General features: G+C 42.1%; 23 protein-coding genes and 2 other annotated features. Of the genes, 3 read left to right on the top strand and 20 right to left on the bottom strand.

Translation table 11 applies throughout. The annotated features are described in order from the left end of the window. Nucleotides 1-236: 236 nt before the first annotated feature. The gene (locus BAE31_RS09660) at nt 237-980 is read right to left on the bottom strand and encodes a TrmH family RNA methyltransferase (protein ID WP_076840314.1); all 744 of its coding nucleotides are present in this window, start codon (nt 978-980) and stop codon (nt 237-239) included. A 113-nt stretch (nt 981-1,093) separates the two neighbouring features. Between BAE31_RS09660 and sspI the strand changes: the two genes are divergently transcribed. Beyond that, entirely contained in the window at nt 1,094-1,315 is a 222-nt protein-coding gene (gene sspI / locus BAE31_RS09655) for a small acid-soluble spore protein SspI (RefSeq protein WP_024425725.1), read from the top strand. Nucleotides 1,316-1,357: 42 nt separating this feature from the next. On the opposite strand, the gene cstA is transcribed toward sspI, so the two are convergent. Continuing rightward, nucleotides 1,358-3,154, bottom strand: coding sequence for a carbon starvation protein CstA (cstA, locus tag BAE31_RS09650; RefSeq protein ID WP_041086552.1), 1,797 nt, complete (start codon nt 3,152-3,154; stop codon nt 1,358-1,360). Nucleotides 3,155-3,500: 346 nt separating this feature from the next. Then, nucleotides 3,501-4,589 (bottom strand): M42 family metallopeptidase, encoded by a 1,089-nt coding sequence (locus BAE31_RS09645; RefSeq protein WP_024425723.1) that lies wholly within the window; start codon nt 4,587-4,589, stop codon nt 3,501-3,503. 179 nt (nt 4,590-4,768) lie between these two features. Between BAE31_RS09645 and BAE31_RS09640 the strand changes: the two genes are divergently transcribed. Then, entirely contained in the window at nt 4,769-5,173 is a 405-nt protein-coding gene (locus BAE31_RS09640; protein WP_024426127.1) for a hypothetical protein, read from the top strand. Between the two features lie 17 nt (nt 5,174-5,190). On the opposite strand, the gene BAE31_RS09635 is transcribed toward BAE31_RS09640, so the two are convergent. From BAE31_RS09635 to BAE31_RS09600, 8 genes are all read right to left on the bottom strand, one after another. Continuing rightward, complete coding sequence (locus BAE31_RS09635; RefSeq protein WP_034279690.1) at nt 5,191-5,457, bottom strand: DUF1294 domain-containing protein; 267 nt, start codon at nt 5,455-5,457, stop codon at nt 5,191-5,193. A 63-nt stretch (nt 5,458-5,520) separates the two neighbouring features. After that, the gene (gene rplT / locus BAE31_RS09630; protein ID WP_007501659.1) at nt 5,521-5,880 is read right to left on the bottom strand and encodes a 50S ribosomal protein L20; all 360 of its coding nucleotides are present in this window, start codon (nt 5,878-5,880) and stop codon (nt 5,521-5,523) included. A gap of 31 nt (nt 5,881-5,911) precedes the next feature. Continuing rightward, on the bottom strand, nt 5,912-6,112 hold the full coding sequence (gene rpmI, locus BAE31_RS09625) for a 50S ribosomal protein L35 (RefSeq protein ID WP_003216324.1): 201 nt from the start codon (nt 6,110-6,112) through the stop codon (nt 5,912-5,914). A 24-nt stretch (nt 6,113-6,136) separates the two neighbouring features. Beyond that, nucleotides 6,137-6,652 carry a translation initiation factor IF-3 gene (gene infC / locus BAE31_RS09620; protein ID WP_024425720.1) on the bottom strand — a complete coding sequence of 172 codons (516 nt, stop codon included), beginning with the start codon at nt 6,650-6,652 and terminating at the stop codon, nt 6,137-6,139. Nucleotides 6,653-6,723: 71 nt separating this feature from the next. Further along, nucleotides 6,724-6,855: a sequence feature (ribosomal protein L20 leader region), on the bottom strand. Nucleotides 6,856-6,983: 128 nt separating this feature from the next. Beyond that, nucleotides 6,984-7,679 (bottom strand): antiholin-like protein LrgB, encoded by a 696-nt coding sequence (lrgB, locus tag BAE31_RS09615; protein WP_024425719.1) that lies wholly within the window; start codon nt 7,677-7,679, stop codon nt 6,984-6,986. 14 nt (nt 7,680-7,693) lie between these two features. Continuing rightward, nucleotides 7,694-8,137: an antiholin-like murein hydrolase modulator LrgA gene (lrgA, locus tag BAE31_RS09610; RefSeq protein WP_041107196.1), complete on the bottom strand. Its 444-nt coding sequence runs from the start codon at nt 8,135-8,137 to the stop codon at nt 7,694-7,696. A gap of 137 nt (nt 8,138-8,274) precedes the next feature. After that, nucleotides 8,275-9,012, bottom strand: a complete 738-nt coding sequence (locus BAE31_RS09605; RefSeq protein WP_076840313.1) for a LytR/AlgR family response regulator transcription factor — start codon at nt 9,010-9,012, stop codon at nt 8,275-8,277. Further along, on the bottom strand, nt 9,009-10,766 hold the full coding sequence (locus BAE31_RS09600) for a sensor histidine kinase (RefSeq protein WP_076840312.1): 1,758 nt from the start codon (nt 10,764-10,766) through the stop codon (nt 9,009-9,011). Before BAE31_RS09600 ends, BAE31_RS09605 begins: the two co-directional genes overlap by 4 nt. Nucleotides 10,767-10,942: 176 nt before the next feature. Between BAE31_RS09600 and BAE31_RS09595 the strand changes: the two genes are divergently transcribed. Continuing rightward, the gene (locus BAE31_RS09595; protein WP_076840311.1) at nt 10,943-11,722 is read left to right on the top strand and encodes an HAD family hydrolase; all 780 of its coding nucleotides are present in this window, start codon (nt 10,943-10,945) and stop codon (nt 11,720-11,722) included. Between the two features lie 52 nt (nt 11,723-11,774). Here BAE31_RS09595 and BAE31_RS09590 read toward each other — a convergent pair whose 3' ends face one another. The 9 genes from BAE31_RS09590 to speD all read right to left on the bottom strand — a co-directional run bounded on the left by BAE31_RS09590 (nt 11,775) and on the right by speD (nt 20,616). Beyond that, on the bottom strand, nt 11,775-12,695 hold the full coding sequence (locus tag BAE31_RS09590) for a methyl-accepting chemotaxis protein (RefSeq protein ID WP_076840310.1): 921 nt from the start codon (nt 12,693-12,695) through the stop codon (nt 11,775-11,777). Between the two features lie 156 nt (nt 12,696-12,851). After that, on the bottom strand, nt 12,852-14,792 hold the full coding sequence (gene thrS / locus BAE31_RS09585) for a threonine--tRNA ligase (protein WP_024426134.1): 1,941 nt from the start codon (nt 14,790-14,792) through the stop codon (nt 12,852-12,854). A gap of 45 nt (nt 14,793-14,837) precedes the next feature. Continuing rightward, nucleotides 14,838-15,085: a binding site (T-box leader), on the bottom strand. 43 nt (nt 15,086-15,128) lie between these two features. Next, nucleotides 15,129-15,998 (bottom strand): putative sporulation protein YtxC, encoded by an 870-nt coding sequence (ytxC, locus tag BAE31_RS09580; protein WP_041107203.1) that lies wholly within the window; start codon nt 15,996-15,998, stop codon nt 15,129-15,131. Nucleotides 15,999-16,058: 60 nt separating this feature from the next. Next, nucleotides 16,059-16,697 (bottom strand): TVP38/TMEM64 family protein, encoded by a 639-nt coding sequence (locus BAE31_RS09575; protein WP_076840455.1) that lies wholly within the window; start codon nt 16,695-16,697, stop codon nt 16,059-16,061. Between the two features lie 33 nt (nt 16,698-16,730). After that, nucleotides 16,731-17,660, bottom strand: a complete 930-nt coding sequence (dnaI, locus tag BAE31_RS09570) for a primosomal protein DnaI (protein WP_076840309.1) — start codon at nt 17,658-17,660, stop codon at nt 16,731-16,733. 16 nt (nt 17,661-17,676) lie between these two features. Beyond that, entirely contained in the window at nt 17,677-19,101 is a 1,425-nt protein-coding gene (gene dnaB / locus BAE31_RS09565) for a replicative helicase loading/DNA remodeling protein DnaB (RefSeq protein WP_076840454.1), read from the bottom strand. Between the two features lie 101 nt (nt 19,102-19,202). Next, nucleotides 19,203-19,661 (bottom strand): transcriptional regulator NrdR, encoded by a 459-nt coding sequence (gene nrdR, locus BAE31_RS09560; RefSeq protein ID WP_003216720.1) that lies wholly within the window; start codon nt 19,659-19,661, stop codon nt 19,203-19,205. 4 nt (nt 19,662-19,665) lie between these two features. Continuing rightward, entirely contained in the window at nt 19,666-20,052 is a 387-nt protein-coding gene (locus BAE31_RS09555) for a cytosolic protein (protein ID WP_076840308.1), read from the bottom strand. Nucleotides 20,053-20,235: 183 nt separating this feature from the next. Further along, the gene (gene speD, locus BAE31_RS09550) at nt 20,236-20,616 is read right to left on the bottom strand and encodes an adenosylmethionine decarboxylase (RefSeq protein WP_003216492.1); all 381 of its coding nucleotides are present in this window, start codon (nt 20,614-20,616) and stop codon (nt 20,236-20,238) included. Between the last annotated feature and the right edge of the window lie 55 nt (nt 20,617-20,671).

The raw sequence follows: 20,671 nt of genomic DNA, 5'->3' as shown, positions 1-20,671 counted from the left end.
ATGTGCGAATAAGCTTCATTGACATAACGGAATCAAACGAATCCGGTCCACCTTTACGCAAAGCCTGCGGTCCCGGTGACAACTCCAGAGGTGAATTCCTGTTTCAGCATTCCTTAAATGCACTTTCAGTCTACGATGCATTCTCCCTAAAAGGCCGCTTCTTGAAACAATCTTCCTCTATCATGGTTTTTAAAATATTAGTTTTATTATAGTGAAAATAAACGCATGTTGCAACATTATCCACGCAAATGATAAACAAGAACAGCGGCTGCAACAGCTACATTTAATGATTCTGCCTGCCCATACATTGGTACATATAAATTTTGGTCTGTCATTTGCAGAATCTCTGGGTCAATACCAGCCCCTTCATTTCCAACAATTAATGCAAACGGACCTTCTGCCGTTACGTTTTTATACTCTTTCGCATCTTTTAAGGCACTTCCGTATACAGGTATGCCTCGTTCTTTCAGCTCCGTGATCGCCTGTTGAAGAGTTTGCTTTAAGATAGGCAGGTGAAAATGAGACCCTTGTGCCGAACGGAGCGTTTTTCCGTTAAACGCATCAACTGTTCCTTCTCCTACGATCACGGCATCAAGGCCAGCGGCATCTGCTGTTCGAATGAGTGTGCCTAAATTCCCCGGGTCCTGTACTGCGTCTAATAAAAGAAGCCGTTCAACCTTCTTTTCTTCAAAAACAGGAACTGTACAGACTGCGGCAATGTGCTGAGGCGTTTCTGTTTCTGTCATGGCAGAAAAGGCCTCTTCGCTCAGTTCATAAAGCTCAATGTCTGGCTGGATATGAGAAGGAAGCATATCGGGCGAGGTGACCATTAATTCCTTCACGATCCCGCTCTTTAATGCTTCTTCGACTAAATGTATTCCCTCAACGAGAAACAGCCCCGTTTTCGTTCGTTCTTTTTTCGTATGGAGCTTCTTCCACTGTTTAATGTTTGTGTTTTTAGCTGATTCTATATATTTCAAGCGACGTTAACTCCTTTAATTATCATGAATTTATTATATCTCATGCACACTACATAATAAACCTGTCTTTGAGACAGAATAGGGCTATTACCATCAAAAAAGGAGTGTGGGCAATGGATTTTAATTTAAGAGGCGCAGTCATTCAAAACATTACTGGCCATAATCAAGAACAGCTTGAGCATACGATTTTAGATGCTATTCAAAGTGGCGAGGAAAAAATGTTGCCAGGCCTTGGCGTGTTGTTCGAAGTGCTATGGCAAGAAGCATCAGAAAACGAGAAAAATGAGATCCTTGAAACATTAGAACAAGGCTTAAAGCCTCAGCAGCAGCAATAAAAGAAGCCGGTTTGCTTATAAAAGCAAGCCGGCCTTTTTCATTTAGCCAGTGATAGGCGTTTCCATTCGAAGCGCTGGATCACGCCAGATTTCAACCCATTTTTTCATCGCAAACACAATAATCACAAATCCTAAGATCAGCATAATGATCGAAAGCACCGCATTCAGCACGCTGTAACCGGATGCTTCAGGATTGAGATATACATTCGCTACCATCCAATAGCCTGCATAATTCACCGTCACATATAAGTAAGCAAGCGGAATTAAACAAGTCAGCATATATCGCCTTTTATCTGCAATTTTTAATACAACGGTTGCCCCAATGATTAAACCAACCGAGGCCATTAACTGATTTGAAACCCCAAACAGCGCCCAAATAGACCCGATGTCTCCTGAATAAAGTAAGTATCCCCACATAAAACAAGCAAGCGCACTTGCAAACACCGAACCAGGTACCCAGTCAGTTCGTTTAAGCGGTTTATATGCTTCACCTAAGAAGTCTTGAATCAAGTAGCGTGCCACACGTGTCCCCGCATCAATAGCAGTTAAAATAAAGACAGCCTCAAACATAATGACGAACTGGAAGAAGTAAGAAGCCAAATGACTAAAGAACGGAATCCCCGTAAAGATATACGCCATCCCTACCGCCAATGTCACGGCACCACCCGTTCTTCCTTCTAAGTCAAGGCCGATTTCCTTACTCAGCTGTGGAAGGTTTTCGACACTCATACCGAGTGTTCGGAACACTTCTGGTGTACTGTTTATCGCAAAATAATCTCCTGGATGCAGGGCCGTAGCCGCAATTAAAGCCATAATCCCAACTAAGCATTCCACAAGCATTGCGCCAAACGCAACAGGCTTCATATCACTCCAGCGGTCCAGCATCTTAGGCGTTGTCCCAGAACCAACAAATGCGTGGAAACCAGAGATCGCACCGCAAGCAATGGTAATCGAAATAAATGGCCAGACAGGACCAGCTAATACAGGTCCTCCTCCATTCACAAACTCTGTAAACGCCGGGAATTGAATGGACGGATTCACGACAAAGATTCCAGCAATCAGCGCAATGAATACACCAATTTTCATAAAACTACTTAAATAGTCCCTCGGTGCAAGCAGCAGCCAAACTGGCAGAGCCGCAGCAAAAAAGGCATAGATCGGCAGGGCAAGAGCAAGCGTTTTTGTATCAAGTGTTAAAAAATCACCTAGTGCCGTTCCTTGAATATTTGGCCCAAGGAATACACCGAACATCAGCAAAATAAATCCTGCAGATGTCGCCAGCTTTAAATTGCCTGTTTTTTTATAATACAGACCAACCCCCATTGCAATCGGAATCGTGATTCCAACTGCAAATGTCCCCCAAGGGTTACGTTCTAAAGCATGAAGCACAACCATAGACAAACCTGCCATTGTGATGGTAATAATAAACAGCATCGCAAGCCCTGTACAAAAACCAGCAACAGGTCCCAGCTCTTCCTTCGCTACCTCTGATAATGATTTCCCCTTTTTTCGCATCGACGCAAATAAGACGACTAGATCATGTACAGCTCCGCCTATGACTGCACCAATTAAAAGCCAAAGGAGACCAGGTAAATATCCAAATTGAGCGGCTAAAATCGGACCCACTAACGGACCAGCAGCTGCAATCGCAGCAAAGTGATGCCCAAATGTAACCCATTTATTTGTCGGCACATAATCTTTCCCGTCCTCTAGCGTGTGAGCCGGTGTAGGATGATCATCTGTGACCTTTAATACCTTGACCATCATAAATGTGCCATAAAGACGATAGGCAATCGCTAAAATACACATAGATCCTATTACAATTGTAACCGCATTCATTTAACCATCCCCTTTGTATAAACAATTTGTTACAAATATAACATAAATTGATTGATTTTTCTTTCTTTTAAAACCAAGTTGACAAATAAGAATAATATGTTTATTCTTAAGGTAGCTTCACCTACTTCCATAAACTCTCTTTTGACAGGGCATTCTATGGCTCTGTCCTTTTTATTGCTTTCATCTTACAAAAATAAACGCTCGATCACATGTGCCTTATTCACTAGGAAATACACTCTCCTTTTACCAAAAATAGTTCTTTTGACTCACCTTGAAAACACCGTTCATTTCCTGGGAAATTCATTAAAAAAAGCCTTTCCCCTGTACTGAGGAAAGGCTTTCTTACTTAAGAACCGTACGTAATCTGTTCAACGGTTTTTTGATCAAGTCTTTTGATCACTTCTGTTAAAAGCTTCACTGCATTTTCATAATCATCTCGGTGAATCATTGCGGCATGGGTATGAATATATCTGCTCGGAATCCCGATAGATAGTGATGGAACTCCATGACCTGTTAAATGAATACCGCCAGCATCTGTCCCGCCGCCAGGCATTGAGTCATATTGATAAGGAATGTTCAGCTCATCAGCTGTTTGGACAACAAAATCACGAAGTCCTTTATGAGAGACCATTGAAGCATCAAATACAACAATCGTTGGGCCTTTGCCAAGTTTGCTAGTTGCTTCTTTCTCAGTGATGCCTGGTGTATCTCCTGCTACACCTACATCAATGGCAAATCCAATATCGGGCTGAATTGTAGCCGCTGCTGTTTTGGCTCCGCGCAGGCCTACTTCCTCTTGGACAGTTGCGACGCTGTAAGCAATATTCTCATGCTGAGCATTATGCAAATTTTTCATGACATCAATGGCGACTGCACAGCCAATGCGGTTGTCCCATGCTTTTGCAAGGAGCATTTTTTCATCATTCATGACTGTAAATTCAAAGTAAGGAACGATTTGATCTCCAGGCAGCACGCCCCACTCCATTGCCTGTTCTTTGCTTGACGCCCCAATATCAATAAACATATCCGTAATCTCAATTGACTTTTTACGAGCTTCAGGTGACAAGACGTGTGGTGGCTTTGAACCAATTACCCCTGTGATCTCTCCCTTTTTCGTCACAATGGTGACACGCTGGGCGAGCATGACCTGTGACCACCAGCCGCCGACTGTTTGAAAACGAATGTAGCCTTTGTCATCAATTTTTGTCACCATGAATCCTACTTCATCTAAGTGACCTGCGAGCATAATTTTAGGTCCGTTAGCATTTCCTTCCTTTTTAGCGATCAAGCTGCCAAGGCGGTCTGTAGAGACTTCATCTGCATATGATTCTATGTATGTCTGCATGACTTTTTTGACATCACGTTCATTTCCTGGAATCCCTTTTGCATCCGTTAGGTCTTTCAGCATAGTTAATGTTTGATCGAGCTTTGTCATTCCATTTATCCTCCTTTATCTTCATGGTGCATTCTTATTATACAAAACCTCTTTCGTTCAATACGATCTTTTTATGAATATTTTTTCGTTTTACGAAATATTTTTTTAAAAAAAGTTGAAACCTTTTGGCGTTTTCATTCGTAGTACATCAGATAACGGTATTGGAGGTGCATCCTGTCATGTTTGTAATCCTCATGAGACTAGCTCTTGTTGCACTGCTTGTCTACATCTTCTACATGGCGGTAAAATTCTTCTCAAATCCGAGAAGAAAGCTGAAACAAGCACAATTAAAAGAAGGCTTTTATTTTATGGACGAACAGCAAAATGCGCGCAAAAATTTTAATTTCGTCTATAAAGGTGTCTTGTTTGAAGGGGAGAAGCATGTTCCTTCTAAGGATCATCCTCTGTTTGTCCACTCCATTTACGTTTGGACGGAGTCACCTGAGAAGCTGAGTGAATTTACATTAGAAGACTTTGAAAAACTGGAGGAAAACATTATCGAGCGTTATCCTCAAACAAAAATTGATTGGGATCAGCCCATCAAAAAAATCAAACAAAAAAAAGGAGCAGACACGCCGTCTTAATGGCGTCTGCTCCTTTTTCAAATAACTTGGATATATCCCAATAGGATCAACTGCAAAATAATTAATAAAGGCATGCCGATTTGAAAGGCGGGATGCTTTGTTTTATGCCGGAAATACTGCATTCCTAGATACGATCCGGCAGCGCCAAAAAGAACCGCAGCACTCCATAAATGTGCCTCTGAAATTCTCCATTTATGTGCTTTGGCCCGGCGTTTGTCTTCACCCATGAGAAAAAAGCCGTAGCCATTCACCAAAATAAGCAGCAGGATCAAAGCCATATTCATTCATTTCACCTCACATGATGAGAAAAAAAGATCACCCCTCGAAGGAATGATCTTTTATAAAACTTACTTGTCTAGTTGTGCTTTTGCAGCATCAGCAAGCTGATTGAATGCATTTAGGTCATTCACAGCAAGGTCAGCAAGCATTTTGCGGTTTACTTCGATACCAGAAAGCTTTAAGCCATGCATTAAACGGCTGTAAGAAAGACCGTTCATACGAGCTGCAGCGTTGATACGAGTGATCCATAGTTTACGGAAGTCACGTTTTTTCTGACGACGGTCACGGAAAGCGTAGTTTCCAGATTTCATCACCTGTTGGTTTGCTACTTTGTATAATCTATGTTTTGAACCGAAATAACCTTTTGCTAATTTAAGAACCTTTTTACGACGCTGACGCGACACAGTTCCGCCTTTTACTCTTGGCATTGTAATTCCCTCCTATGATTCCTATTCCAAATTACTTGATGTTTGCAAGTTGTTGTTTGATACGTTTGAAATCTCCAGCACTTACGATTGCGCTCTTACGCAATTTACGTTTTTGCTTTGTAGATTTGTTAGCGAACAAGTGACTTGTGTACGCATGAGAACGTTTAAGTTTACCAGAACCTGTTTTTTTGAAACGTTTAGCAGATCCGCGGTGAGTTTTCATTTTTGGCATTGGATGTTTCCTCCCTCTGTTACTTTACTTTTCGACTTTTGGTGCAAGCATGAGGAACATGCTGCGTCCGTCCATCTTAGGTTTTGTTTCTACTGTTGCTACTTCAGCGCAAGCTTCAGAGAAACGGTCTAACACGCGCTGTCCGATTTCTTTATGCGTAATCGCACGGCCTTTAAAGCGGATAGAAGCTTTCACTTTATCTCCCTTTTCAAGGAATTTGATTGCATTACGGAGCTTCGTGTTAAAATCATGTTCATCGATTGTCGGGCTCAACCGAACTTCTTTTAAGCTAATGATTTTTTGATTCTTACGTGCCTCTTTTTCCTTCTTCTGCTGTTCGAATCGGAACTTACCATAGTCCATGATTCGGCAAACAGGTGGTTTTGCATTTGCAGCAACTAACACAAGGTCAAGATTAGCTTTAGCAGCAATTTCCAGAGCTTCCTGGCGGGTTTTAATCCCAAGCTGATCGCCATTTTGTCCGATCAAACGAACTTCACGCGCACGAATACCTTCATTAACTAATTGATCTTTGCTAATAGTGAGCCACCTCCATGAGATTTTGAATTGAGTTCACAATTCATTTTGACCATTTCGTTGTATGTTTTACAGGCAAACAAAAAGTGTGGGCATATAAAACACCCACACTGCGAACATTTGCATGAAAAAATAAATGTACGGTCAACCTGTCAACTACAAACATGTGTCAATCAGGTGAGAAGCGGGTGCTTCTGCTTGTGATATCTATTCAATTCGTTAACTATTCTACACAATTTTCATTTGTCCGTCAAGTAACCGAACTCTTGAAACAACTTTTTCAGTTTAACATGATGAGACGAATTGGGCAAGACTTTTTCACACCATGACGCCATCAAAGAATCAACTGCATAAAGATTGGGATGACGATAACGGTCACAACTCCTACGACTACAACGGCGATACTTGCCATCGCTGCTTCTACTTCTCCCATCTCAATTCCAACAGAAACCCCAAGCGCATGTCCTGATGTACCAAGTGCAAGACCTTTTGCCACTGGGTTTTTAATGCGAAACAATTTTAAGAAGAAAGCACCTAGTGCATAGACAATGACAGCATTAAATATGACCGCAAAGGCTGTGATATCTGCGATTCCGCCAATATCCTTTGCAATTGGAAGAGCAATCGCTGTTGTCGCTGCTTGTGGAAGCATGCTTTTCATCACAGCCGCATCTAAATGAATTCCTTTTGCTACGAGATATACGATCGTAATAGAACAAAGTGAACCTACAAAAATAGCAGATAAAATTTGCCACCAATATTTTTTAAGCAAAGCTCTCTGCTTATAAAGCGGGATAGCGAAAGCAATCGTGGCAGGCTCTAAGAAAAATTTGATAATCTTGCCGCCCTCATTATAATCTGCGTAGGAAAAACCGCCAACTTTCAAAAATAAAATGCCTAGTACCATCGCCACAAACAGCGGGGTGAACAAGAAGAAGCCTTTTGATTTTTTAAATAAGAATGTCCCTATTCCAAAAGCGACCAATGAGACAACAATGCCAAAATAAGGGCTCATCGTACTTGTACCCATTTTGCATCTCTCCTTTAATGCGTACTTGAAGCTGGTTTATTTGAATGAGAAGGAGCAGATTGACTCTCCTTTGTCTCTTTACGTTTCTGCGGTCTTTCTGATAATTGCATGAGAAGCTGCGAAAACAGCCCTGTCGCTGCAAGTAGCATAATGGTTGCAATGATAATGACACCGACGACTTGCACACCCACTTCTTGCATGACACCTAATGATTGAATAACTGATATCCCAGAGGGAACAAACAGAAAGCTAATGAGTCCTGTCAATGATGTACCTAATTGCTCCACCTGCTCTAGTTTGACGATTTTCGTTGTTAACAAAACAAATAATAGAACCAAACCAATGACGGATGCGGGCATCGGAATCGGTAAATACATTGAAATGAGATTAGAAACGAACATTACGGTTGCAAAAATAAATGCTTGAGATAGAAACCCATATACTTTCGTGGCACTCATGCCCCTTCACCTCTTTCTTCGACTGCCATCAGTATAAGCCATGAAATAAACAAATGAAGCGTTTACAATGAAACTCGCTGGATTCAATGACTGAAATGCAAAAAACGAGTATTGAAATACAAACAAAAAAAGCCCTCCTACTCTAGCAGGAGCGACTTCTTTAATTCTTTCGCATATGTACGGCTGACAGGAATGATGGACCCGTCTGTCATATGCAGATTATACGTCGAATTAAACCACGGCTGTACTTCTTTCATATGAGAGGTATTCACGATATAGCTGCGATGGACCCTCATAAAGTAAGCCTCAGGAAGTTTCTTTTCAATGACCACAAGCGGTTCTGAGACCTCATACATATGATGCTTTGTTTTCACGACCTTTTTCCCCTCGCTGAGTCCTACATACATGATCTCTTCAATTTGCAGGATCACAATTGAGTCATCGACTGAGATCGCTAATTTTTGCTGGTGGGGCGCTTTCTCATCTGACAGCTGGTGCTCTTGCGTCTCAACAGATTTCCATTTTTTAAACTTCTGGATGGTCTGGAGCAGCCGCTCTTCATCAATTGGTTTTGTTAAGTAATCAAGCGCACTTACCTCAAACGCCTTCAGCGCATATTGATCAAAGGCTGTCGCAAATACAACCGCTGGCGGATCAGACATCCGGTTGAGCCTTTTGGCAATATCAAATCCGTTCTCACCAGATAAATCAATGTCTAAAAAGAGCAGATCCGGCTTATGGTCGACCATCCGGTCAAAAGCAGATTCTATATTTTCTGCTTCCTCTATTTGAACATCCTCTTTCGTTCTTCGTAATAAGTATTTTAATTCATCTCTTGCTAACACTTCATCATCTACGATTAATACCTTCATCAATGAGAATCATCCTTTTTTACATAGTCCATCGGAATGCGAAATGAGATGTCAGTGCCTTGGTCACTATGAATGGATAAAGCGGCTTGTCTGCCAAAAATTCCTCTTAACCGCTGATCTAAATTAAAAAGGGCTGTCCCAGTTCCTTCTAGTGATTCGACAGGCGCTTTTAATAGCTGAGCCATCTTATCATCTTCAATCCCCTGTCCATTATCTGTCACTTTCATATAAACATGCCCATCTTTCATCAAAGCGGATACGATGACTTCACAATTCGTTTGATGTTTAGGAAAAGCATGTCTCACTGCATTTTCAACAAGCACCTGAAGCACAAAGGGCGGAATCATCACCTGCTCCAGCTCCTTTTCAATTTGAAAGGTCACATGGTACTTATTTGGAAACCTTGCTTGTTCAAGTGATAAATATGCCTCCACATGCTGAATTTCTTTATGCATTGGAATCAGCAGCTGGCGGGCACCTTGCATATTTGAACGAAAATAAATACTTAGCTGCAGCAGCAGCTTCCTTGCCATCTCCACATTGGTTCTGCATAAAACAGAGATGGTATTAATGGCGTTAAATAAAAAGTGCGGGTTCACTTGTGCTTGAAGTGCTTTGATCTCTGCATCTTTTAGCAGGCGGCTTTGCGTTTCCGCCTCCCCAAGCTCAAGCTGTGTGGAAAACAGCATCGCCAAACCTTCTGCAAGCTCCTCTTCCACCCTGCTTAATCCGACCGGAGAATTGAAATACATTTTTAACGTTCCAATCGTTTGGCCGTTAGAAGTGAGCGGCAGCACGATTGCGGCTTCAAGAGGGCAATGGGCGACTGAACAATTGATTTCGTCCTTCGAATGTGCCTTCATAATCTTGCCGCTCATCAATACTTGTTTCGACAGCCCTGTAATTAGGCTTTTAGATGGAATATGATGATCTGTTCCATCTCCGACATGCGCTAAAATCTTTTCTGTGTCTGTTAAGGAGACCGCATCTGTTTCAGTCAACCGATGAATGATCTCCGCCACACTTTTACATGACTGTTCATTTAACCCTTGGCGGAAAAAAGGCAGTGTTTGATCGGCGATCGAAAATACACGATGTGTCTGCATCGCTTTTGCCTGCTCTTCTTGCCGAATGACTGACTGTAAAATAGATAAAAAGATAAAGCTGCCGATTCCATTCACAAAGATCATCGGCAAAGCGATGATACTGACAAGCCCCCATGCATCCGCAAATGGCTTTGCAAACAGAAGGATAATGATCATCTGTAATGATTCCATCGCCACACCAAAAAGAGCTGCTTGGCGAGGTGTGACCATTCGATTCCTCCGCTTAAATCTGCTGCCGACATAGCCTGCAATGACACCCGCTAAAATGGAAGAAATCGCACAGCTGAGCGCCGTGCTTCCTCCTAGGGAATAGCGATGAATTCCAGCTAAAAGCCCTGCGCCAATCCCTACAAACGGCCCCCCGATCAAACCACCTATTTCGATCCCCATAATTCTCGTATTGGCGATAGAGCTTGACGAGCCAAGATGATAAGAAAACTCATGATTCATGACAATTTGCTGTTGGATTTCAATTCCTGTGTAATTGCTGATAATACTAAAAGAAGCAAAAATGAAGACAAGGATTGCCTTTTTCCGAAACCCTTGATTATGTAGCAATAGATTGCGAAAGCCCTTCACATGAGCAAGCACAAATCCTAAAATAACGATGATCCCCACACGCTCAATCATCATAATAATTAAATGAAGCAAACCAGCCACCTCGAATGATGTATGTCATATCTACTGTCTTTCTATTCTATCATGTGCGGTCAATGATCAAAGATCTCTCAAATCTTTTCTTTATCGCCCCCTTCTTCTATTGTAAAATGAACATGAGCCTGACACTTGCAATTGAAGGTAACACATACATAACAAGGGAGAAGATCATGAAAGCCGTATTTTTCGATTTAGATGATACTTTGCTTTGGGACGAAAAAAGCATTCACACAACTTTTCAGGAAACTTGCCGGGAAGCGGAAAAGAAATATGGACTTGATCCAGAATCGTTTGAACAGATTGTACGTGAAGAAGCTAGAAAGCTGTACTCTTCCTATGAAACATATGATTATACTGTCATGATCGGCATTAATCCTTTCGAAGGACTATGGTCCAATTTTAGTGAACCGATTAGCGAAGGCTTTCAGAAGCTGAACGCCATTGCACCAGAGTATCGTAAAAACGCTTGGACCAACGGCTTAAAGACAGCGGGAATTGACGATGAGGCATTTGGACAATATTTGGCTGATTTCTTTGCAGCAGAACGCAGAAAACGCCCATATGTCTATGAAGAAACATACCCTGTTTTAAACCGCCTGAAAGGCAGCTACGAATTGCTCCTTTTAACAAACGGAGATCCTAGCCTTCAAAAGGAAAAACTGGCAGGTGTTCCTGAGCTTGCCCCTTATTTTAACGAAATTGTGATTTCAGGAGATTATGGAAAAGGCAAACCCGATCCTGGTATCTTTGAGCATTGCCTTGAGCTGTTAAACTTAACAAAAGACGAAGTGATCATGGTTGGAGATAATCCAAAAACAGATATTCTCGGCGCATCTCGCGTTGGTATCCAAACGGTTTGGATCAATCGCCATGACAAGAAAAATGAAACAGATGTGATGCCTGATTACGAAATCAAAGACTTACATGAATTGTTTGATATATTAAAATAGAACAAAAAACACCCTTCTCCTGACGAGATTGGGTGTTTTTGTATTCTTAGAGCTAAATGATTGCCGCTAGACTTTGCGCTTGCCGGTCTAAGCCGCGTGCTGCTTCTCCTACAATAATGAATTCCTCACTTGCCTGCTTTACAAGATCCCGGTTAGTAAACACGGTTGTCTTTGCCCGGCTTGTTCCGCTGCTGACTTTCTCTACTTCTGCATGGATCGCCTTCACATATTGATCTACCTTGACGATCGCTTCTTTTGAATTTGTCGCTAGCTTTCGAATTTCTGCTGCCACTACACTAAAGCCATTTCCATAGGAACCCGCATGTGCCGCTTCTATTGCCGCATTTAAGGCGAGCAGCTGGGTTTGTGAAGAAATGCTGTTAATGCTTGCAGCAATGGAGCTGATGGACTCTACCTGCTCGGTTAATCCTTTTAGCAAGCTCATATTTTGATCGGTTTCGTTTGCTATATGATCAAAGGAGGCATTGACACTTTGACTATGCTGAATGCCAACTTCTGCTCGTTCCATTAATTTTGCAGACATCTCCTTTAAGTCTTCTACGACTTGCTTCATTGTATGTTCTCTCTCCGTAATATCTGTTGCCACTTTCACAACACCCACTACAGTTCCTTCTTCATCTTGAACAGGTGAATATGTCGCTTCAAGCCATAAGGTGCTGCCGTTTTTTGTGATCCGCTGCACTTTTTCCTGAAAGACTTGACCTTCTCTCAAACGCTTCCAAAACATGTGATAGCTCGTGTGTTCGGTAATATGCGGAGGACAGAACTGTCTATGTTTAAGACCGATCATCTCTTCTTTAGAATATCCCATGGCTTTTGCAAAAATATCGTTCACCCATAGAACTTCACCTGTCACATTAAATTCAATCATTGCCAGCGAGTGCTCTAATGCACGAAGAACAGCTGATTGCTTCAATACATGTGACGATAAATTGTTTGTTGTTTGCATCATCGCTTTCATTCCCCCAATTTGTCTCGAACCAATAGTACATACTTACCCTTACTTTTGTACTATCTAAACGTCTCTTTTTAGGAATTGGATCACTAGTGGAGGTGTTCTCCAAAAAGAAAAAGCCAGTGACCTAAAGAGAATCACTGGCTTTGCTTATTATTTCTTTGCTTCTGCTACTGCATGTTTCACAAAGGCTTCAAGATCCATTGTTTCTGAATCTTGTTCCCCGTATTTTCTTACATTGACAGCGCCATTTTCTGCTTCTTGATCTCCGACGACAAGCATGTACGGAATCTTTTGCATTTGCGCTTCTCTAATTTTGTACCCAATTTTTTCATCGCGGCTGTCAAGCTCTACACGAAGACCTTCAAGCTGCAAACGTTCTTGTACTTTTTTCGCATAGTCTAAATGAACAGACGGTGAAACTGGGATGACTTGGAATTGTACAGGTGCCAGCCATGTTGGAAGGGCTCCTTTGTACTCTTCAATTAAGAAGGCAACAAAGCGTTCCATTGTAGAAACAACGCCTCTATGAATGACGACTGGACGATGGTGCTTTCCATCTTCTCCGATATATGTGAGATCAAAGCGTTCTGGAAGTAAGAAATCAAGCTGTACAGTGGATAATGTCTCTTCTTTTCCAAGAGCTGTCTTCACTTGTACATCAAGCTTCGGCCCATAAAATGCCGCTTCGCCTTCTGCTTCATAGTAGTCGTGACCAAGCTCGTCCATTGCATCCTTCAGCATCGATTGTGCTTTATTCCACATCGCATCGTCATCGAAATACTTCTCAGTATCTTCTGGATCACGATAAGATAAGCGGAATGTGTAGTCATTCAAGCCAAAGTCTTGATACACTTCTTCAATTAAGCGAACTGTACGGATGAACTCGTCTTTGATTTGATCTGGACGAACAAAGATGTGTGCATCGTTTAATGTCATACCGCGAACACGCTGAAGGCCGGATAAAGCACCTGACATTTCATAGCGGTGCATTGTACCAAGCTCTGCAATACGAATTGGCAATTCGCGATAGCTGTGCGGCTCGTTTTTGTAAATCATCATATGATGCGGACAGTTCATCGGACGAAGAACAAGATCTTCGTTGTCCATTTCCATTACTGGGAACATGTCTTCTTGATAATGCGCCCAGTGTCCTGATGTTTTATACAATTCAACACTCGCAAGAACTGGTGTGTACACATGTTCATAGCCAAGACGCACTTCTTTATCGACAATGTAACGCTCAATGACGCGGCGGATTGTAGCGCCTTTTGGCAGCCAAAGCGGAAGACCTTGACCAACCTTTTGGGAATTCGCAAACAGTTTCAGCTCTTTTCCAAGCTTACGGTGATCGCGTTCTTTCGCTTCTTCCAGCAGACGTAAGTGCTCATTTAAATCTTCTTTGCTGAAGAAAGCTGTTCCGTAAATACGCTGAAGCATTTGGTTGTTACTGTCACCTCTCCAGTATGCACCGGCAAGGCTTAACAGTTTAAATTCTTTGATTTTCCCTGTAGACGGCAAGTGAATCCCGCGGCAGAGGTCAAAGAATTCACCCTGCTCATAAATCGTCACAGCTTCACCTTCTGGAATCGCCTCTAACAGTTCAAGCTTCAATTCATCACCAATCGCTTCAAAGCGTTTTTTCGCTTCTTCTCTTGATACTTCAATTCGCTCAATTGGCAGATTGCTGTTAATGATTTTCTTCATTTCTTTTTCAATCTTTGGTAAGTCTTCAGGTGTGATGGCAACATCAATGTCCACATCGTAGTAGAAACCATTTTCGATGACAGGACCTACGCCAAACTGAACGTGATGCTCTTTTCCATACAGGCGTTTGATCGCCTGCGCTAGCAAATGTGCTGTGCTGTGGCGCATAATATCGAGTGCTTCTTCACTTTTATCTGTGATGATCTCGATTGTTCCACTTTCTAATAGCGGCGTACGCAGATCTATTTCTTTACCGTTCAATTTACCGGCAAGTGCTTTTTTCTTTAGGCCCGGGCTAATTGATGCCGCGATGTCTTCTGTTGTAGCTGTTTTGTCAAACTCCTTGACTGCTCCATCTGGAAATGTAAGTTGAATTTGTTCTGACATCTCTGGTCACTCCTTTTTTTGGCAATATAAAAACCCCGCCCCCTGGAAAGGGACGAGGTTGAATAAACGGAATCGTGGTTCCACCCTTTTTCCCGTACTTGCAGCTTGCTTTTTCATAAGCAAATACGGCTTGTGTTTCGATAACGGGAATTCCCGTCAGCCATTACTAAAAAGTTCACAGCTGATGTTCAAAGGTGGTAAAGCAAATGGTCCTCTGCTAGGAAGCTTTCAGCCGCGGCTTCCCTCTCTTTAAGCGGGTGTTCATTTGTTCATGTCCTTATCAATACGGTCTCTGTATGAAGTTACACCGTATTATAAAACGTTTTTTCGTGAAAATCAAGAAAGCTTTTCACTTTTCTTGTTGAAATGAGCATGTACAAATTGAACATTCTGCTCTTGGAATGAATGAGACGGGAACACCTCAACTCTTTCTTGAAAAATATTTTGAATGGTTTGCACCATCGAGTGACCTGTATCATTTGTAAATAGGTCAATTTTTTGCGGTGCAATGGAAACAAGCGGTGCAATCAGCTGCGAATCAATATACATTGGATGCTCTCTTACAAACTGTCTGTCTATGTATTGTTTTTGATCACGGTCAGAAGCGTAGCGAAATTCCCAAATCACCAGGCGGTCCTGATGCACAACATGTACTTTTTCGAGCCTAGGCTCTCTTGCCATCACATAGTCTCGAAGCGATTGAATGAAATTTTGATACTCCTGCTCCATTTTGTATTCTTCAATGGACACTTCAACATAGTTCTTCAGCCTTCGGTCATACTCTGACAGCCTAAATGTCATAAATGAACCAATTGAAAAAACACCTTGCTGTAAAGAAATCGCCTCAAGCTCCTTTTTTAAAAGGGCTTCTCTTGACGGGTCTTGCTGAATGCCGGGAATATCATCTAAGTCCCCATTCATGATACTGTGTGCGATGGAAAGAATTTGGTGCTGCTCTTCGGGATCTTTAAACAAATAGGTGTTTTCAAGGATGCTGCGCATGCGCTCATTTTCTTTGCATTCCAAAAAAAAGTGAACCAATAATGGCCGCACAATGTGCTCAAGTGCTTCTTCGGATTCCTTCGCCTCTATGAGAAGCCGGTCTTTCCCTTGTTGAATTGACATGTGATGCCGACTGTCCAAGTGTTCAGCAAGATGTAAAAAAGCGGCGGTATCATATTCATCTTCAAAGATTATTTCAAGCATGTTTGTCCCCCCTAACGACATCTGTTACATATATATGGGGGGAACATAAAAAATAGACGCCTAAAATAAATCAGGCATCTTTCTTTTTAAAATGAGTGGAACAGAGATAAAGATCAAATAAATTAAACAAACAACCGCTAAGGCAGCATAATTGCCGCTGACAAAGCTTGAGCCGAGAACATTTAACGCAATTGTACCCGGTATTAAGCCTAAAAAGGTGGCTGCCACAAATGCACGATAATTTGCACGTGAAGCAGCTGCCGCATAGCTGACAAAATCAAAGTGAATCGGTGCAATACGCAATAACAAAATATAAAGAAATCCATGCTCCTGTATGCGGGACGTCACCGCTTTCAGCTTCCGGCTGTTTGATTCCGTTTCCTTCTTTTTTGCACGAAAGGTTGAAGCAATCATGAAAGAGCCTGTTGCCCCGGCTGTCGCTCCAATGAGGGCATAAATCGTCCCAAGGACACTGCCGAATGCCAAACCTGCCGCCAAAGAAAAGACCGTAATCGGAACGAGAACAAACGGACGGAAAAGAGATAGGAAAAGAAAAACAAAAGGAGCCAGCATCCCAAATTGAAGCACCCAATTCTTCACATCTTTCGGCGCCAGCTGAAGATGCTGTTTATTCAGCCACCACAGCGCAGCAGCAAGAATGCCAATCCCAAGAAAAAGCAGCCATTTTCTTTTGTTCATTTCATTTGCTCCTCCTTCAGGTGACATACGCTTTTATAAATGACGGCGGTTTTCTCCTTCGAGCAAGACAGGCTCTGCTAAATAGAGAATCCGTTCCATTAAACGAGCGGCTTTGACCTCTTCTTTTTCCCCCCGCTGTGAGTACGTAAAGTGATGCTTCAGCTCGTTTGGTGAGAAATTAGAAGAGAAAAATGTCGGCAGCTGCTCTGCCATACGGTATTGTAAGATCGTACCGAGCAGTTCATCCCGTACCCAGCTTGTCATCGATTCTGCCCCAATATCATCAAGCATTAAAATAGGAGTGGATTTAACCATATTCAGCTTTTCTTCTAGCGTATGATCAGCTAATGAATTTTTTAACTCTCTCACAAATTCAGGCACGTAAACAAGGAGAGATGGGTATTCTTTCTCCGCTAGCTGCTGCGCAATAGCTGCTAGTATATACGTTTTTCCTACTCCAAACTTTCCGTGTAAATACAAGCCTTTTCCTTTTCCAGTCTCATCATAGCTTTGGAGGAATTGACCTATTTTTTGAATAACCTCTTGTCTTCCCACAACGTTCAGATCAGCGAACGTCGCTTGAAGGACATTTTGCGGAATATACATGCTTTTCATCAGCTCTTGTTGTTTTTTCTGTCTATCGAGCCGGAGCTTGACTGGGCAAGGGGAATATTCAATATCAATACTCTGACCTTTGATCACAAGCTTCGGGTGATACCCATCTAAAATGGCATTGACGTTTTCGTCATCTAAGCAGTAAGAGCAGCCCTTCGACTGCTGCACATATTCAAAGAGCCGGTTCAAACTGCGATTGATCATGTCTTCATGTATCTCTTCTTGATGCTTCTGTAAAAAGGCCTTCACATCTTTATCAGATAACACACTTTCTTTAATCTGATTGTATCTCACGCGAAAATCTACTCGTCCTTTTAGCTGTTCAAATGAACGACCGATCGGTTTCATCCCATCTCACCTCACCTTAATGTGCATTGTACTTTTTCATATTTTTAAACTGATCTAACAGTTTTTCTTTTTCTCGTTCAAGGTCTTCTGTAGACAGATTGTATGTTTGCTCTTTTGCCGGCTGTTCTTTTGTTTCGGTTTCTTTCATCCAGTCAGGCAGCTTCTCTTCCCTGACGACTTTTCCTGAACCATATGTGCTGCGCTGCTTTTTCTGCTGTGCCCACTCTGTCATTTGTCTGTTTTCTTCTTTGGCAATTTTCATGGCCGCTGCTACGGTTTTGATTTTCTTTCTCACCCAATGAGCGGCGATTTTTTGCATATATGTTTTTGACAGCTTCATATCTGTTTTGAGTAATGTATAGTAGATGAGAACATTCATGACACCTGGCTCTAGCTGCTGCTCGAGCATGATATCTTCAACAATTCTTAAGTCGGCATACGTTGGCTCAATGCCATCTGCCATGTCTTTTAGCAGCTCCCTAGGCGAAATATGATCCAGCTTTTCAATCAATTTTGCATCTGGAGTATCTGCCGCTGGCGTCTTTGAAGCATCTTGGCGCAAGTGTCTTGGCTGTTTTTGATCAATCAGTTTTGGCTGTTCGCCTCTGTATTCAATTTGGTACCAGTCTCTTGCTGCTTTTCTCAGCTCTTCTGTTGAGATCATTTGATCCGAACCGCATGCACCTGCTACAATATTTTGCATTTGAAGCGGGGTGATGCCGTATACAACAGCTAACTTCTTAATTGTTTCTTTTACCTGCTTTGTCAAAGCCTTTCTTGGAATCATCATGTCAGACATACCCGCTAATAATAGATCGAAATCAAAGGATTCGTCCGAGAGCGGTGCCGGCTGACTCGATCCAACGGTCACATATTCATAGCCTTGATCAAGCGATGACGCCTGATGAATTTCTTCTGTCATCTTGCGCTCGCCTGGCTGCAATACGTGAAAGACTTCTTCAAACGAACGTGAAATGTTCTTTGCTTCTGCAGGAACACCCGGATAAGAGAAATAATCGCGAAGCTGCATATATTTTGCTTTCTCTACACGATGGTACAGCAGAACATTCAGCATACCATCTTGGAAAAATTCATCTGGTCTTAGCGGTGGTACAAGCTCATATGTAAACAGTCTGCCTTCTTCCGTTTCCTGTTCATATGTGCGGAGTAAGCCGATCGCTTCAAGCTTTAAACGTTCCTCAAAAATATCATTTAAATTCGTTTGCAGCATGACCATGAGCTGCCGATGAGGTGCAGGTTTCCCCCACATACGATTTTGTTCCAGCTCTCCCCACAGCGTCATGTATAAGCTGAAAGCGGACATGCCAATAAGCGGCTGATATAAAAGAGTGATGAGCTGTCTATCGATGTCACCGAGCAATGAAGCGCTTTTGACGACATACGGATCGACGGCTAGCACTTCCTTCCAATGCTCTGTCATATGCTGATCCTCCCCATGAATTGCGATTGTTTCCATTGTACACTCTTTTTGCGTTTTACGCTTTACGCAGGAAAAAGAGCATGAAGAATCTCCAGCTCTTTTTAGCGTTCTTTCTTTAATAGATCTTTTAATTCATCAATAAAGACATTGATGTCTTTAAACTGCCGGTAAACCGAGGCAAACCTGACGTAAGACACTTCATCAATTTTCGCCAGCTCGTCCATGACCATTTCACCTACAAGCTCGCTTTTCACTTCTGACATGCCTTGATTGCGCAGTTCTTTTTCAATATTAAAGCAGACATCCTCCAGCTGCTTTAAAGCGACAGGACGCTTTTCACACGCTTTGATGAGTCCTCTCAGCATTTTTTCGCGGCTGAATTCTTCTCGAATCCCTTCTTTTTTCACCACAATCAGCGGTAATTCTTCTAATTTTTCAAACGTCGTAAAGCGATATTGGCAGCTTTCGCACTCTCTTCTACGACGGATGGATTTCCCTTCATCTACTGGTCTTGAATCAAGCACCCTTGTGCCAAGGTGCTGACATGTGGGACATTTCATTTCATCAGCTCCGATCTATTCTTGGAAGTTGTTTGTCTAGTTCATCATAAAGGGACAGAACGGTCTTTTGACTATAGCCAAAATCTGTTGGCAGGGCCGTTTCTGTTGTTACATTAAAATCGACAGCTGTTTCAAAAGGACGAATTGAAATGACAGTCGCCACGAGAAAGGCTTTTTTCGGCAATCGTATGTTTGCGCTGATTTCACCTCGTTCTGCTGAAACAGATGTCACTTGATAGGAATCGCTTCGGGAAAGCATAGCTTCCAACGCTTGAAAAACTTGTGCATTCGTCGATTTGTAGTAATGGCTTTTCAGTTCTAACACTGGATGCTCGTCAGATGTTTCTGTATGGTTTGACATGAACCGTTTAAACTTTTGCCTTAAAGTCATACACGTATCCCCTTTGCCATAATGCCTCTTTCTTTATTTTATAAAAAAAACCTTTGTTTTCCTAGAACAAAAGTATAGGCAAGCTGGGGAATGTTGGATTTTTTATTAAATAAATATAAAAAGGAGCATAACACAAAGGCATTCAATGCTTTTGGCCAGCTCCCATTGCAATCTTTTTTATGTTTACAGTGCTTTGGCTTGTGCCTGTTTCACTTGTACAGGTCCCATGCCTCGAGGAATTTCGATGTTTTCTCTTGTTTCAGCACCTAATTCATCTCCGATATGATCTGCTGCAATATTCGGATCTAGGTCGCCGCAAGTATAAACATCTATGCTCGCATAACCATGTTCAGGAAAGCTGTGAATTGTCAGATGAGATTCAGAAATAATGACAACTCCACTTACTCCTTGAGGTGCAAATTTGTGAAAAGCAACCTCTCTTACCTCAGCTCCTGATTTCAAAGCTGCATTTACAAACGTTTTTTCAATAAAATCCATGTCGTTCAGTTTATCACAGTCGCATCCCCATAGCTCGGAGATAACGTGACGTCCGATTGTTTCCATCATGGACCCCCCTTTAAACAAGAATGAAAGAGTGAAGTTCTAAGCAGCCGGACCG

The sequence above is a fragment of the Bacillus sp. I-2 genome (assembly GCF_001974945.1).
GTDB lineage: Bacteria > Bacillota > Bacilli > Bacillales > Bacillaceae > Bacillus > Bacillus safensis.
This window is presented reverse-complemented; position numbering and strand designations above follow the sequence as displayed.